The following is a 15,434-nucleotide window of genomic DNA, read 5'->3' on the forward strand; positions in this document are numbered from 1 at the left end:
CGAGTCCGATCACCTCCACAGCCGACGACACGCTCGAATCCACGACGCCGGAGCCGGCCCCCCGGCGACCCCGGCGATGGATGCGGATCACGGCTGCCCTGCTGTTCGCGGCATTGGCCGTCATGCTGACCGGCTGCCTGCGCGTGCAGGTCTCCATGGGCGTCTCCTCCAACGACCGCGTCTCGGGGCGCATTGTCGCCGCCGCGGTCCCGCAGAACGACAAGGACAAAGGGCCGCAGCTGAAAGCGCCCGACGCGCTGTCGGGCAAGGTCCGCGTCGACTCGTACACCCAGGACGGGTACGTCGGCAGCCAGGTCTACTTCGACGATCTCACCTTCGGTGAGGTGCAGCAGCTCGGCTCGCTCTCGGATCAGACGCAGGGCATGTTCACGCTGCAGTTCAATCGCGTCGGCGATCTGGTCACGCTCACCGGGCGGGTCGATTTGAAGAGTCTGCCGCCGCACGGTTCGGATGTGCAGTTCACCGTGGCGTTCCCGGCGCGCGTGGCCACCACCAACGGCACCCGCGAGGGTGATTCGGTGGTGACGTGGAAACTGCCCGCGGGCGATGTCAGCACGCTGCGCGCCGAAGTCGGTTACTCGGACCCGAATACGCGTTCCTTCGCCGGCTGGGCCGGAATCGTCGGCGGCATCACCCTGGCGGTCGCGGTCGTGGTCGCGGTGCTGGCGTATATGACCCGGAATCCCGATCCGCCGAAGTACGTGCGCGCCGCCCGCTGGATCAAGCGCGACCGCGAAACGCGAGTGTGAGGCAGCGGCCCCACCGGGAATTCGCCTCGGCCACCGGGAGATTCGCGGTCCGGGCGGGAGCGTTCGCGGTCCGGGCCGGGGCCGTGATCGCGGCGGCCGGGGCCACCACCGCATTGGCCAACGGCATCACCATGCGGCAGCTGCGAGATCAGGGTGCGGCGGTGACCGAAGTGGTCACCGTCTGCGTCCCCGCCCGCGACGAGGCAGATCGACTGCCGGAGCTCATCTCGGATCTGCGCGCGCAGCAAGGGGTTCCACGGCTGCGGGTGCTGATTCTGGACGACGACTCCGGCGACGACACCTATCGCGCGGCCCTCGCCGCGATCGGAGACGACCGCCGATTCACCGTGCTGCGCAATGACATTGCCCCGCCGCCCGGGTGGACCGGAAAGAACGCGGCGTGTGCGCGGCTCGCGGAAGCCGCCGGGGCGAGCACCGGGGCACTGATCTTTCTCGATGCCGACGTGCGACTGACCTCGGGGGCGTTGGCCGCCGGGGTCCACGAATTACGGCGCGCACGAGCCGCTTTGGTGTGCCCGTGGCCCGCCCAGCGCGCCGAATCGCCGGTAGAACGCCTGGTACAGCCACTGCTGTGCTGGTCCTGGGCCTCCACACTCCCGGTGGCGCTGGGCAATTCGACCCTCCGGCCGTCCATGGCGGTGGCGTGCGGGCAATTCATGGTCTTCGATGCCGCCGCCTACCGCGCGATCGGCGGCCACGCCTCGGTCGCGAATCGAATCACCGAGGATCTGGCCATCGCCCGGGAGCTGCGCCGCGCCGGTCGCAGGACCACGCTCGTCGCGGGCGGACGGCTCGCCTCGACCCGGATGTACCGCAGCGCAACCGAACTCGACGAGGGCTACCGCAAATGGCTGTGGACCGCCTACGGCGGTATCGCGGGCAGCGCGGCCGTCTGTGCCATGACCACACTCGCCTACCTGCTGCCGCCACTGGCGGCGGTGGTCTGTCGCGGCCGCCTTCGTACGATGGGACTGCTCGGCTACGCCGCCGCAGTGGCCGGGCGATTGTCGGCGCGGTCGACGGAGAACGGCGACGGGATTCACCGAAACGCGCTGGAGAACTACGGGTGTGGGTCCCGGCGGAAAGCACGCCGGGATGACGAGCAGGCCCGCTCGCTGAGGGGCGACGGAGGGACGCGCTCCCCCCAAGATGACGAACGGGATGGCTTGACCGGGGCGGATGTCCTTGCGGCCCTGTGTCATCCAGCGTCGGTGGCGGTTTACCTGGGGCTGTCGGTGCGGTCGCACCGGGCGGCCCGGAGCCACGCGATCACCTGGAAGGGCCGGAGGCTCAGCGACACTCGGTGAACCCGGCGATAGTCGTGACCCTCGGCGCTAGTCGGTGCCCCTCGGCCTTGCCAGGGGGTTCGCTCGACGTAAGACCGGGTCGGGCGACCGTCGTCATGGGACCGGGGTGATGCCGATGGTCGGGAGGAAGAAGCAGGGGTGGCCCGCGTTGTCGACCACGCCGAACATGGTGGCCAGGACCGTGCCGGAGCCGGTGTCCACCGGGACCGCGCGGACGCCGCCGACCGGGAGGGCGCTGAGAAAGAAGTCGCGGACGGCCTGTTCGACCACCGGGCGGAGTTCGGTGGGGACCTGGGGCGGGATCATGCCGTTCAGGACGTGGGCGATCGAGCCCATGGGGGCGAAACCGCTCTTGCCGGAGGTGAGATTGAGCCAGACCACCTGCATGCCGGAGGTGTCCGGACCGTCGGGACCGATGCCGTAGGGGACGAAGGCGAACATGGTCTGGCCGGATTTCACGGCCGAAAGGTCAAGGCCCGGAACGGATACCGCGTACTTGGGCCAGGGACCGGGCATCGCGCCCGCGATGGCGGGGGCCATGCCCAGGGTGGTGCCGCCGAGGCAGAAGGGGGCCGCGGTCGGGTAGAGGAAGGGCTGCACGCCCAATTGCTCCAGCCCATCCAGGGTCTGGCCGTAGGCGGCGAACCAGTCGGACGGTGCGGCGGTCTGGGTGGCGCGCGCTATGGCACTCACGGCCGTGGCGGTATCCGCCGGGCTGAGCCCGTGCGCCATGGCGGCGGCCGCACCGCGCGCCAGCGCGCCGCTGATGCCCTCCGCTGCCGCGCCGTTCGGGGCTGTCGCACCGGGGCCGTTCGCCGTCGCGCCGAACGCGTTCGGGGCGGTCCCTCCCGCGCCCTTGGCTGACGCGTCGAGCCCACTCGTCCCGCCGGAAGGGGCGGGGTCCGCGGGTGGCTCGGCGGTTGCCGGACCGGCGAGCAGGGCGCAGGCCGTGAGCGCGCTTGCGAGTCGGACTAGATGCGGCAGGACGGGCATGGCAGCTCCTCAACATCGCGGTCGAGGTCGCACATTACTCGGATGACCAGCGCAATTCCGATATTTCACCCGGCATGCCGGGCGAGCGATCAGGCGGACGCGACGGCGGGTGAGACGGTGTAGCCGAGGTTCGCCAGCACTTCGCCGGTGGCTTTGGCGAAGTTCAGGGTGATGAAGTGCAGGCAGGGCGCGCCCTCGTCGATGAGGGTCTGCGCCATCTCGGTGGCGATCTCGATTCCGGCCGCGCGCACGGCGGCGCGGTTCTCCTCGGGACCGTCGCCCGCGGCTTTGCGCAGGCGCTCGAGCACCTTGACGGGGAGTTCGCGGCCCGAGAGTTCGACGGCGCGCTCCACCGTGCGCAGCGAGGTGATGGGCATGAGCTCGGGAATGATCGGTTTATCGCCCTCGGCCGGATCCAGTGCGGCCACGCGGTCCCGCAGCCGCAGGTAGTGCTCCGGGTCGAAGAACATCTGGGTGATCGAATACTCCGCGCCCGCACGGAGTTTCGCGATCAGATGCCCGGTGTCCTGATCCAGGTCGGTGGAGCGCGGATGCCCCTGCGGGAAGGACGCCACCCCCACGTGGAAATCGCCGAGATCGCGCACCATGCGCACCAATTCCTCGGCGTACTCGACACCCTCGGGATGTTTGACCCAGTCCCCCAGCGGATCACCCGGCGGATCACCGCGCAGCACCAGCAGATTCCGGATACCCGAATCCGCGTACGCGCCGACGATCGAACGCAGTTCGGCGACACTGTGATCCACCGCGGTCAGATGCGCGACCGTCAACAGCGTGGTCTCGCGCGCCAGCTGACCGGTGACCCGAATGGTGCGATCGCGGGTCGAACCGCCCGCACCGTAGGTCATGGAGACGAACGCCGGATGCAGCCGTTCGAACTCGCGCGCCGCCCGCCACAGCCGCGCCTCACCGGCCGCATCGCGCGGCGGATTGAACTCGACGGAGAAAGGCACCGACCCGTCCGGGCGCGGCCCGAGCTGTTGGATGACCGAGCGAGTTCCGGACCCTTGCGGTGTGCGGGAAACTCGGCCAGGGGTCGAATATCCCCGTACATTGTCGAAACTCACCGGCCCAGTTTAAGGGCAATCACGGGACCGCTTACCCGGACCCAACCCGATACGCTGCGACGACGCGTCAATTCCCGCACCGGCGCGGACAATACGACCAGCGCACGGCGACGGTATCCCGCCATCTGAGATGCCCGCCCGCGCGCTGTGGCATCGGTCATAGCGAACTGGACGTCCTCGGTGGCCCGCCATCGTCGCGGGGAGGCGGGACAGTACAGTTCTCGGCGAACCTCGCGCGCGACCACTGCGGGTCGCGGCCACACCTGCAGGAGGATCCTCTGTCCGCCGGACCCGGTACCCCGACACGTCAGTCGGTCGGCGCGGGATCACTCGTCGCCGCCGTGGAGGAGCGCCTCGCGAACTTCTTCGTCACGCGGCGCGAGATTCTGGAGCCGCTCGGCCCGGTGGTGGCCGATACCGCGCGCGCCCTCGAGGATTTCGTGCTGCGCGGCGGTAAACGCACCCGGCCCGCCTTCGCCTGGACCGGCTGGCTCGGGGCCGGTAAGAGCGCCGACGATCCGCAGGCCGATGCCGTGCTGACCGCCTGTGCCGCACTGGAATTGGTGCAGGCCGCGGCGCTCATCCACGATGACATCATCGACTCCTCGCGCACCCGGCGCGGATTCCCCACCGTGCACGTGGATTACGAGACCCGGCACCGGGACGGCCAATGGGCGGGCGATCCCGCGCACTACGGGGCGAGTATCGCGGTCCTCATCGGCGATCTGGCACTGGCCTGGGCCGATGACATGACCCGCGGCGCCGGACTCGACGCCGGACAGGAGCGGCGGTTCGCGCCGGTGTGGTCGGCCATGCGGACCGAGGTGCTCAGCGGGCAGATCCTCGACATCCACGGTGAGGCGGGCGGCGACGAATCCGCCGAGGCGGCGCTGCTGATCAACCGGTTCAAGACCGCCGCGTACACCATCGAACGACCGCTGCACCTGGGCGCGGCCCTGGCCGGCGCGGATGACGAATTGATCGCCGCCTACCGGGAATTCGGCACCGATATCGGTATCGCCTTCCAACTGCGCGACGATCTGCTCGGCGTCTTCGGCGATCCCGCGGTGACCGGCAAGCCCTCCGGCGACGATCTGCGCGAGGGCAAGCGCACCGTGCTCATCGCCGAGGCGCTCCGCCGCGCCGATGTCGGCGCACCGGCGGCAGCGGCCCTGCTGCGCAGCAGTCTCGGCACCGACGTCACACCCGAGCAGGTCGCCGAATTGCGCGGCATACTCACCGATCTCGGTGCGGTGGACGCGGTCGAGGCGCGCATCACCGATCTCACCGATCGCGCGCTCACCGCCCTGGACGCCAGCACCGCGACCGCCGATGCCAAGCGCCAATTGCGCGCCATGGCGCTGGCCGCCACCGCGCGCGTGTACTGACGACTCGAACCCGCCCCGGGCCGCGGCGTCCCGCCGCCGATCGCAGAGCAAGGGAACAGGTATGAAAACCGTTGTGGGACCGACCGATCGGATAGTCGTGGTGGGCGCGGGCCTGTCCGGACTGGCGGCGGCACTGCACCTGGCGGGCGCGGGGCGAGCCGTGACCGTGCTGGAGCGGGCCGACCATCCCGGCGGGCGGGTCGGGCTGTATCGCGGGGCCGATTACGAGATCGACTCCGGGGCAACGATTCTCACCGTCCCGCAGCTGATCGACGAGGCCCTGGCCGCCGTCGGGCAGACCCGCGAATCGATGGGGCTGCGAATCATCGACCTGGCCCCGGCCTATCGGGCGCGTTTCGCCGACGGCACGAGTGTCGGGGTGTACTCCGATCCGGACGAGATGACCGCCGAGATCTCCCGGGTGCGCGATACCGCTGCGGGACAACGGTATCGGCGACTGCGCGGCTGGTTGCGCGGGGTCTACGAATCCGAGTTCGAACACTTCATGGACACCAATTTCGATTCACCGCTGGATATGGTGCGCTACCCGGAGAAACGATCCGCACTGCTGAAACTGGTGCGGCTGGGTGCGTTCGGACGGCTCGGGCATCGGGTCCGCGGGCTCATGGGCGACGATCAGCTCGCCCGGCTCTTCAGCTTCCAGTCCCTGTTCGCGGGCACGGCCCCGAATCAGGCCCTCGCGGTGTACGGCGCGATCCCCTATATGGACACCTGCCTCGGGGTCTCGTACCCGCAGGGCGGTATGCGCGCGATCGCCGACGCCCTCGCCCGCGCCTTCACCGAAGCGGGCGGCATCCTGGAATTGCGGACCGAGGTCATCGGAGTCGACTACGCCGGTCGCCGCGCCACCGCCGTGCGCACCGCCGACGGCCGCACCCTGTCCTGCGACGCCCTGGTCGTCACCGCCGATATCGGGTCGCTGCACACCTTCGGCCTGCGCCGCCGCCGACTGCGGGCCTCCCCCTCGGCGGTGGTCGCCCACGGCACCATCCCCGCGCACATTGCCGCGGAATGGCCGGTTCAGGCGCATCACACCATCGATTTCGGCCGCGAATGGGATCGCACCTTCACCGAGATCGCGGCCCGCAAGGGGCACGGCAAACTCATGGGCGACCCCTCGCTACTGCTCACCCGCCCGGCGCTCACCGATCCGAACCTGTACCTCGAGCGCGCCGAACAGCGCATCGACGCCACCGGTCACCTGAACGACACCACCCGCTACGAACCACTGTCGCTGCTCGCCCCCTGCCCCAACCTCGATGCCGCGCCGCTGGATTGGGCCCACCTGTCCCCCTACTATCTGCGCGAACTCCTGCAAACCCTGGAAACGCGCGGCTATCAGGGCATTTCGGAGCACTTCCGCATCGATGTCGTGGACACCCCGCAGACCTGGAAGGACCGCGGCATGCTCGCGGGCACACCGTTCTCCGCCGCACATCTGTTCCGGCAGACCGGCCCCTTCCGCACCCGGAATCTGGTGCCCGGGCGGGACAATGTCGTACTCGCGGGTTCGGGTACGGTTCCCGGCGTCGGCGTGCCCACCGTGCTGCTGTCCGGCAAACTCGCCGCGACCCGCATCACGGGTGATCTCCGACATGCCCGGGCCGGATCCTCCCCCGCCCGGGCGGTAGCACCGGCGCACAAGCACTAGACTGACCGGCGTCCTGAATCCACGCGCGGCCGCCGCCGCTGACCTTTCCGGGGGGAACGACCACCGATGCCGACCCCCGATATGGACATCACCATCACGACCCTCGACCCGAAGCCCCTGGTAGCCGCCGACTCCGAGTCGCATCGCTGGATGCGGAACTGGGCCGATTTCGCCCGCAGCCCGGAGGGCAAGGCCGCACTGCTGGGCTTCTTCGGCGCACTCATGATCACCTTCGGCGGCTTCGGCGCCGGCAGTGTGCGCCGCAGCGATCCGCTGCTGGAGGCCGCGCATCTGTCCTGGCTGCGCTTCGGGCACGGGTACGCGCTGTCGACGGTGTTCGTATGGATCGGCGTGCTGGCCATGATCACCGCGTGGGTGCGGCTCGGGCGCGCGACGCTGGGCACCGTCCCCGGCGCGCGGGTGACGCTGAACGAACTGCGCGCCATCGTCGGAATCTGGATCTTCCCACTGCTGTTCGCGGTGCCGATGTTCTCCCGCGACGCCTACTCGTATCTGGCGCAGGGTGCGCTGCTGCGCGACGGATTCAATCCGTACCAGGTCGGGCCGGTGGTGAATCCCGGTGTGCTGCTGGACAATGTGAGCCCGGTGTGGACGACCACCACCGCGCCCTACGGACCGATTTTCCTGCTGCTGGCACGCGGTATCACCTCCATCACCGGCGACAATGTGGTGGCGGGGACCATCGCGCTGCGCCTGGTCATGCTGCCCGGTCTCGCGCTGATGATGTGGGCGGTACCGCATCTCACCAAACACCTCGGTGGTCGCCCGACCACCGCGCTGTGGCTGGCGGTGCTCAATCCGCTGGTGCTGATCCATCTCATCGGCGGCGTGCACAACGAGATGCTCATGGTCGGCCTGATGGCCGCGGGTATCGCGCTGGTGCTCGAACACCATCATGTGGCCGGAATCGTGGTGGTGGCCATCGGTGTCGGGGTGAAGGCGACCGCGGGTATCGCGCTGCCGTTCCTGGTGTGGATCTGGATGGTGCACGAACGCGAGCGCCGCGCCGCCCAGGGCGAAGGTGAATTACCGCATCCCGCTTTGATGTTCGCCAAGATCGCCGGACTCGGCGTGGCGGTGTTCGGGGTGGTCTTCGCTGCCGCCTCCGCGCTCGCCGATGTCGGCATCGGCTGGCTGACCGCGCTGTCCGGCTCGAAGAAGATCATCAATTGGCTGTCGCTGCCGACCATCATGGCGCATATGACCACCTGGGTGACGCCGCTGCGGATGGAGTCGGTGCTGTCGGTGACGCGCTTCCTCTGCGCGCTCGCGCTGGTCGTGATTCTGGTGTGGGCGTGGTGGCGCTTCCGGCATACCGAGAAGGAAGCGGTCTTCGGTATCACCGTGGCCTTCGTGGCGATCGTGATCCTGTCGCCCGCCGCGCTGCCCTGGTACTACTCGTGGCCGCTGGCGCTGGCCGCCGGATTCGCGCTGTCCACCACCACATTGCAGGTACTGGTCGGGTTGTGCACCTGGCTCATGCTGGTCTTCCAGCCCGACGGGTCGATCGGGCTGTACAGCTTCTGGCATGTGGCGCTGGCGACCTTCGCGGCCGTGGTCGCGGCGGTCTCGCTGCGCACCGTCGACCCCCTCAAGCTGAGCGCGCATACACATCATCCGGCGACCGTGAGCCCGCCACCCACCCCGGCATGACCTCGCCGGAACTCGCACGCGCCTATCGGGATTGCCGCCGGATCGCCGCCGAACACGGGCGCACCTACTTCCTGGCGACCCGGCTGCTGGAGCCGGAGCGCAGACCGGCCGTACACGCGCTGTACGCGTTCGCGCGCCGGGTGGACGACATTGTCGACGGCGCTGCGGCCGCGACCCGGCCGCAGGACTCCGCGGCGCGACTGGACCACATCGAGAACGACCTGCGCGGGCGACTCGCGCACGCCCCCGGCACCGCCGCCGACGACCGGACACTGCTCGCGGTCTCCGATACGATCCTGCGGTATTCCATTGCGCCCGAACACTTCTGGGTGTTCCTGGACTCCATGCGGATGGACATCCCGGGTGCACCGCAGTACCGCGACCGCTACCCCAGCATGGACGCCCTGCGCGACTACATGCGCGGCTCGGCCGCCGCCATCGGCCTGCAAATGCTGCCCATCCTGGGCACGGTGGTCCCGCTGGCCGAGGCCGAACCCGCCGCGGCCGCACTCGGCGAAGCCTTCCAGCTCACCAATTTCCTGCGCGATATCGCCGAAGACCTGGACCGCGGCCGCGTCTACCTCCCCGCCGATGAACTCTCCGCCTTCGGCGTCGACGACGACCTGCTGAAACACTGCCGCGACACCGGCCGCACCGACCCCCGGGTCCGCCGCGCCCTGGCCCACCTCATTGCCGTCAACCGCGGCATCTACCGCCGCGCCACCCCCGGCATCGACCTGCTCACCCCCCGCGTCCGCCCCGCCATCCGCACCGCCGCGACCCTCTACAGCGCCATCCTCGAAGAGATAGAACGCACCGACTACGCGGTCTTCACCCGCCGCGCCACCGTCCCCCGGCACCGCCGACTACGCGTCGCCGCAAGGGAATTCGCCGCGGACCTGCGGTAGCCGGGACGGCATCGCGCTTGTTCCGTGCCCGATGTCCGCGCACCGGACACGGAAGGCTATTCGCGGGTCAGAACGGGTCGGCGGCGGCGCGGCGGATGACCTCGCGGGCCAGGTCGCCGTGCAGGGCGTCGATGGGGCGGCCCGGGAGGGAGTCGTCCTCGGTGTAGATCCACTCGAGGATTTCCTCGTTGGTGTACTTGCCGTCGCGCATGACGGTGATCAGGCCGGTGAGATGCTTGGCGATCTGCCCTTCGGAGTCGAAGAACTCCTTCGGGACGCCGATAACACCGTCGCGGCGGACCGCGATCAGCTGATGTTCGCGCAGCATCTGGTGCACCCGGGTCACGGACATACCGAGCAACTCCGCCACATCGGGCAGGGGAAGCACGGTGACCGAATCCGGCAGGACATCATCGCTGTAGGGGATGGCACTCACGGGTACAACGGTAGTCGGTCGCGCCGCGTCCGCCGCATCACACCCCGACCCGACTACCATCGGGTCACAGTCGCGCAGGGCGGCTGGGAAATCGGAAGGGTTGCAGTTGATCGGCCAGATGCTGGAAGGGCGCTACCGCATCGACGCGCCGATCGCGCGCGGCGGTATGTCCACGGTGTTCCGGGGGGTGGACACCCGTTTGGACCGACCGGTCGCCATCAAGGTGATGGACCCCAAGTTCGCCAACGACCCACAATTCCTCGCCCGCTTCGAACTCGAGGCCCGCGCGGTCGCCAAGCTCAAGCATCCCGGACTGGTCGCGGTCTACGACCAAGGCGTGGACGGCGATCACCCATTCCTGATCATGGAGTTGGTCGAGGGCGGCACCCTGCGCGAACTGCTGCGCGAACGCGGACCCATGCCGCCGCACGCGGTGCGCGCCGTCGCCGAACCCGTGCTCGCCGCCATCGGCGTGGCACACGCGGCCGGACTGGTGCACCGCGATATCAAACCCGAGAACGTGCTCATCTCCGACTCGGGCGAGGTCAAGATCGCCGACTTCGGATTGGTGCGCGCGGTCGCGGCGGCGAGCATCACCTCCGACAGCGTGATTCTGGGCACCGCCGCGTACCTCTCCCCGGAACAGGTCACCAGCGGTAGCGCCGATGCGCGCAGCGATGTGTACTCGGCGGGCATCCTCATCTTCGAAATGCTCACCGGGCGAACCCCGTTCAACGGCGACACCTCCATCTCCATCGCCCTGCAACGCGTGGACAAGGATGTGCCGAGCCCGAGCCGGCTCATCGCCGGCGTCCCGCCCGCATTCGACGAGCTGGTCGCGCACGCCACCGCGCGCGAACCCTCGCATCGATTCGGCGATGCCACCGAAATGGCGCGTGAGCTACGCCGGATTGCCCGGGATTTGCAGCTACCGGATTACCGGGTCCCCTCCCCGACCGAATCGGCCGAACATCTCAGCGCCCGCTATCGCGTCGGCCAGGCCGCGCCCGCGCGCCCGGCCCCGCGCACCCCCGAGCCCGTGCGGCACGCGCCCTACGCGGCCGCCGATGTCACCACGCGCATACCGGCCGATCCGCCGACCATGCACGTGCCCCCGCATCAGCAGACCCGGGTCATGACCGCCGCCAGGGAGATTCCGCCGGATTACGCCCCGCCCACCCGGCAGGAGCCGCGTCAACCCGATCGCGGACATCGCTCCGACCTCATCGAGGATCGCGGTAAATCCCGGCGAACCGTCATCATCTGGCTCAGCATCGTGGTCGCCCTGGCCCTGCTGCTCGGTATCGGCGGCTGGTGGCTGGGCGTCGGCAGATATTCGGCGGTGCCCTCCATCGCCGGACTCGACACCCAGCGCGCCATCTCCACCCTCCAGGACGCGGGCTTCGACACCGAGACCAGACAGAAGGCCTCGGACATCATTCCGGTGGGCAATGTGGTCGGCACCGATCCGGCCGCCGGAACCAAGATCATCAAGGGTTCCACGGTCGCGGTCCTGGTCTCCAGCGGTAAACCGAAGGTCCCGGACGTCACCCCCGGACAGGATGTCGGCAGCGTGACCAAGGCGATCAAGGACGCGGGCCTGACACCGGTCGACTCGGGCGAGATCGGCAGCACCGCCCCCAAAGGCACACTCGCCAAGGTGGATCCGGGCCCCGGAACCGTACTCCCCGCGGGCGGCAGCGTGAAGGTGTACCGCAGCAAGGGATCCGCGCCGATCAAGATGCCGGATCTGAGCGGTAAGACCGAGGACGAGGCCAAGGGCATTCTGCAGAAGGCCGGAATCACGGTGCGCGACACCAGGACCCAGTACGACGCCAAGGTCAAGGCCGGTCAGGTCATCGCCACCGATCCGGTCGCCGGAACGATGGTCGAGACCGGCGACGGGGTCACCCTCATCGTCAACAACGCCGTCGAGGTGCCCAGCGTACTGGGCTCCAATGTCGCCGCGGCCCGCGCCAAACTCGAAGCCCTGGGCCTCAAAGTGACTGTGCGCCAACTGGCCTCGAACGAGAGCTCGCTCGTCATCTCACAGAGCACGCTGGGCAATATCGAATCCGGCTCCACCGTCACCCTGGTGGCCATCCCCTGACCTCCGGTCATCCCAGCCGAGCCTCCCCGTCATCCCGGCATGCTTGTGGCCGGTATCCACCCCCTGTAGGACGAATGCGGCCCGATCCACCAGGATCGGGCCGCATTCCTATCTCCTTGTGCGCCTGAGCGATTCGCTCAGCGAAGCATCTCCGCCACCAGGAACGCCAACTCCAGCGACTGCTGGGTGTTCAAGCGCGGGTCACACGCGGTCTCGTACCGATCCACCAGATCCAGATCCGAGATGTCCTGCGCCCCACCGAGGCATTCGGTGACGTTCTCACCGGTGAGCTCGATGTGCAGACCACCCGGGTGGGTGCCGAGCGCGTGATGCACCTCGAAGAAGCCCTGCACCTCGTCGACGATCCGGTCGAAGTGCCGGGTCTTGTAGCCGTTGGAGGTCTCATGCGTATTGCCGTGCATGGGATCGCACTGCCAGATCACCTGGTGACCGGTGGCCTGAACCTTCTCGATGATCGCGGGCAGCACCTCGCGCACCTTCTGATTGCCCATGCGGGCGACCAGTGTCAGGCGGCCGGGCTCATTGTTCGGATCCAGGCGCTCCACGTACTCCACGGCCATTTCCGGCGTGGTGGTGGGACCGATCTTGAGACCGATCGGGTTCGCCAGCAGTTCGGCGAAGGCGATATGCGCGCCGTCGAGCTGACGGGTGCGCTCACCGATCCACAGGAAGTGCGCGGACAGATCGTAGAGCAGCGGTTCACCGGTGGTGGGGTGATGGCTCAGGCGCAGCATGGCGCGCTCGTAATCCAGCACGAGAGCCTCATGGCTGGCGTAGAGCCGGGCCGTGGACAGGTTCGGATCGTTCACCCGGCAGGCGTTCATGAACGCCAGCGCGCGGTCGATCTCCGCGGCCAGGGCCTCGTAACGGGCGCCCGCCGGGGACTGCGCGACGAACTCGCGGTTCCAGTCGTGCACCTTGTGCAGATCGGCCATACCGGCGGAGGTGAGCGCGCGCACCAGGTTCATGGCGGCCGAGGCATTGGCGTAGGCGCGCACCAGGCGCGACGGATCATGTTCGCGCACAGCCGGATCGGCGACGAGCGAATTGACCATGTCACCGCGGTAGGAGATCAGGCCGAGGGAATCGGTATCGGAGGAGCGCGGCTTGGCGTACTGGCCGGCGATGCGCGCGACCTTCACCACCGGCAGGCTCGCGCCGTAGGTGAGCACCACGGCCATCTGCAGCAGGGTGCGGATATTGCCGCGGATATGCGGTTCGGTGTTGTCGGCGAAGGTCTCCGCGCAGTCACCGCCCTGCATGAGGAAGGCCTCACCGCGCGCCACCTCGGCCAGGCGCAGCTTGAGCTCCTCCACCTCGGCGGGTACGCAGATGGGCGGCACCGATTCCAGTACGGTGCGCATCTTGGCGGCCTGCTCGGGATCCCAGGAGGGCTGCTGCAGAGCGGTGCGAGCCAGCGCGTCATCGAGTCGGCGACGCAGCTCGGCGGGCAGCGGGGGAAGTTCCGGCAAGCGATCGATCGGTACGTCGACGGTCCAGTTCACTCGTTCAGAATACGGACCACGACAAACGCCGCGGACTACACCCAGGGCTGGAATACCCAACACCGTGCGAACCCATCGCGACATGGGGCCTGCCGCCGCCGTCGCGGGCCGGGAATTAGGCTGGAAGCCCGGAGGATCTGCCCGGATCGTCCCCCATACCCTGCGTCGAAGGCAAAGGCCCCCGGCCGCTAACCGAGGAGAGACCGATCTCGCTCCGATATTTTTACGACTCGGAATTCATCGAAAACGGGGTCACCATCGATCTCGTCTCCATTGCCGTGGTCTGCGAGGACGGCCGCGAATACTACGCGGTCTCAACGGAATTCGATGCCGAGAAGGCCGGGCCGTTCGTGCGCCGCAATGTGCTGCCCAAACTACCGCCGCCCGCCTCGCATCTGTGGCGCAGCCGCGAGAAGATCCGCGAGGATCTCTACCGCTTCTTCCTGCCCCGCCCGGGCATCGAGCCGGAGCTGTGGGCCTGGGTCGGCGCCTACGATCACGTGGCACTGTGCCAGCTCTGGGGCTCCATGGTCGATCTCCCCAACGCGCTCCCCCGCTACACCAACGAGCTGCGCCAGCACTGGAATCAGCACGGGCAGCCGCCGCTGCCGCCCATCCCGAAGGACGCGCACGACGCGCTCGCCGATGCCCGGCACAATCTGGCGAAGTTCGAGGCGATCGAGGCGCATCGCCGCCGGCAAGCCTCCTGATATGGCTCGGGCCCCGAGAGTCGCTCTCGGGGCCCGGGTTTGGCTGAGGTGGACTCAGCCCGCCATGGTCTGGGGGATGCGGTCGGCATCGGGGCGGGTGCCCGAGGGGACGCCCTTCTTGAGCGAGGCTGCGTAGACGTCCACGTACTCCTGATTGCTCATACGCATCAGTTCGTACATGATCTCGTCGGTGACGGCGCGCTCGACGAAGCGGTTACCACCCATGCCCTCGTACCGCGAGAAGTCGATGGGCTTACCGAATTTCACGGTGACCTTGCGCGGACGCCAGCGGAAAGGTCCGGGCGGGCAGACCTCGTCGGTGCCGATCAGCGCGACCGGAATGACCGGGACACCGGTCTCGAGGGCCAGGCGGGCGACACCGGTCTTGCCCTTGTAGAGGCGACCGTCCGGGGAGCGGGTGCCCTCGGGGTACAGGCCCACCAGTCGGCCCTCGTTCAGCAGCTTGCGCGCGGAGTCGAGGGCGCCCTCGGCGGCGGTGCCGCTGGAGCGGTCGATCGGGTACTGGCCCGCACCGGAGAAGAAGAACTTCTGCAGGCGGCCTTTGAAACCCGGGGTGGTGAAGTACTCGGCCTTGGCCAGGTAGGTGATGCGACGCGGGCTCGCGAGGGGGGTGAACAGCCAGTCGGTGAACGACAGGTGGTTACCCGCCAGAATCGCGGCGCCATCGGCGGGGATGTTCTCCACGCCTTCGACTTTGGGCCGGTTGATGAGCTGGATGAACGGTCCCACCAAGACGAACTTCAGCAGCCAGTAGAACATTGCGTCCTTTCCCCTGTTTCGATACCCGGGACCGGCCTCGTTGCGGGCACC

13 protein-coding genes are annotated in these 15,434 nt (G+C 68.5%); 8 read left to right on the forward strand and 5 right to left on the reverse strand.

Annotated features, from left to right (window positions below):
* Positions 1–80: 80 nt before the first annotated feature.
* Both NA10_RS07515 and NA10_RS07520 read left to right on the forward strand, forming a co-directional pair.
* Positions 81–770 (forward strand): LppM family (lipo)protein, encoded by a 690-nt coding sequence (locus NA10_RS07515; protein WP_067565044.1) that lies wholly within the window; start codon positions 81–83, stop codon positions 768–770.
* Positions 767–2,098: a glycosyltransferase family 2 protein gene (locus tag NA10_RS07520; RefSeq protein ID WP_067565046.1), complete on the forward strand. Its 1,332-nt coding sequence runs from the start codon at positions 767–769 to the stop codon at positions 2,096–2,098. Before NA10_RS07515 ends, NA10_RS07520 begins: the two co-directional genes overlap by 4 nt.
* A 93-nt stretch (positions 2,099–2,191) precedes the next feature.
* Here the strand turns inward: NA10_RS07520 and NA10_RS07525 are convergent, their stop codons facing one another.
* Together NA10_RS07525 and NA10_RS07530 are read right to left on the reverse strand one after the other, a co-directional pair.
* Positions 2,192–3,091 carry a hypothetical protein gene (locus tag NA10_RS07525; protein ID WP_067565048.1) on the reverse strand — a complete coding sequence of 300 codons (900 nt, stop codon included), beginning with the start codon at positions 3,089–3,091 and terminating at the stop codon, positions 2,192–2,194.
* A gap of 89 nt (positions 3,092–3,180) precedes the next feature.
* On the reverse strand, positions 3,181–4,179 hold the full coding sequence (locus NA10_RS07530) for a methylenetetrahydrofolate reductase (RefSeq protein WP_084514399.1): 999 nt from the start codon (positions 4,177–4,179) through the stop codon (positions 3,181–3,183).
* Positions 4,180–4,457: 278 nt separating this feature from the next.
* Here NA10_RS07530 and NA10_RS07535 point away from each other — a divergent pair, with 278 nt between their 5' ends.
* The 4 genes from NA10_RS07535 to NA10_RS07550 all read left to right on the forward strand — a co-directional run bounded on the left by NA10_RS07535 (position 4,458) and on the right by NA10_RS07550 (position 9,821).
* Positions 4,458–5,567, forward strand: a complete 1,110-nt coding sequence (locus tag NA10_RS07535) for a polyprenyl synthetase family protein (protein WP_067565423.1) — start codon at positions 4,458–4,460, stop codon at positions 5,565–5,567.
* Between the two features lie 61 nt (positions 5,568–5,628).
* Positions 5,629–7,239, forward strand: coding sequence for a phytoene desaturase family protein (gene crtI, locus NA10_RS07540; RefSeq protein WP_067565050.1), 1,611 nt, complete (start codon positions 5,629–5,631; stop codon positions 7,237–7,239).
* Positions 7,240–7,389: 150 nt separating this feature from the next.
* Complete coding sequence (locus tag NA10_RS07545; protein WP_373862346.1) at positions 7,390–8,913, forward strand: alpha-(1->6)-mannopyranosyltransferase A; 1,524 nt, start codon at positions 7,390–7,392, stop codon at positions 8,911–8,913.
* Positions 8,910–9,821, forward strand: a complete 912-nt coding sequence (locus tag NA10_RS07550; RefSeq protein ID WP_067565052.1) for a phytoene/squalene synthase family protein — start codon at positions 8,910–8,912, stop codon at positions 9,819–9,821. The genes NA10_RS07545 and NA10_RS07550 overlap by 4 nt, the downstream gene beginning before the upstream one ends.
* Before the next feature lie 67 nt (positions 9,822–9,888).
* On the opposite strand, the gene NA10_RS07555 is transcribed toward NA10_RS07550, so the two are convergent.
* Positions 9,889–10,257: an Rv2175c family DNA-binding protein gene (locus tag NA10_RS07555; protein WP_067565053.1), complete on the reverse strand. Its 369-nt coding sequence runs from the start codon at positions 10,255–10,257 to the stop codon at positions 9,889–9,891.
* 106 nt (positions 10,258–10,363) lie between these two features.
* Between NA10_RS07555 and pknB the strand changes: the two genes are divergently transcribed.
* Positions 10,364–12,367, forward strand: a complete 2,004-nt coding sequence (gene pknB, locus NA10_RS07560) for a Stk1 family PASTA domain-containing Ser/Thr kinase (RefSeq protein WP_067565429.1) — start codon at positions 10,364–10,366, stop codon at positions 12,365–12,367.
* A gap of 137 nt (positions 12,368–12,504) precedes the next feature.
* Here pknB and NA10_RS07565 read toward each other — a convergent pair whose 3' ends face one another.
* Entirely contained in the window at positions 12,505–13,893 is a 1,389-nt protein-coding gene (locus tag NA10_RS07565; protein ID WP_067565055.1) for a class II 3-deoxy-7-phosphoheptulonate synthase, read from the reverse strand.
* A 206-nt stretch (positions 13,894–14,099) separates the two neighbouring features.
* Here NA10_RS07565 and NA10_RS07570 point away from each other — a divergent pair, with 206 nt between their 5' ends.
* Complete coding sequence (locus NA10_RS07570; RefSeq protein ID WP_067565057.1) at positions 14,100–14,603, forward strand: polyadenylate-specific 3'-exoribonuclease AS; 504 nt, start codon at positions 14,100–14,102, stop codon at positions 14,601–14,603.
* Positions 14,604–14,657: 54 nt separating this feature from the next.
* Here the strand turns inward: NA10_RS07570 and NA10_RS07575 are convergent, their stop codons facing one another.
* Positions 14,658–15,383 carry a lysophospholipid acyltransferase family protein gene (locus NA10_RS07575; RefSeq protein WP_067565059.1) on the reverse strand — a complete coding sequence of 242 codons (726 nt, stop codon included), beginning with the start codon at positions 15,381–15,383 and terminating at the stop codon, positions 14,658–14,660.
* Positions 15,384–15,434 lie beyond the last annotated feature (51 nt).

Source organism: Nocardia acidivorans NBRC 108247 (genome assembly GCF_001625085.1).
Taxonomy (GTDB): domain Bacteria; phylum Actinomycetota; class Actinomycetes; order Mycobacteriales; family Mycobacteriaceae; genus Nocardia; species Nocardia acidivorans.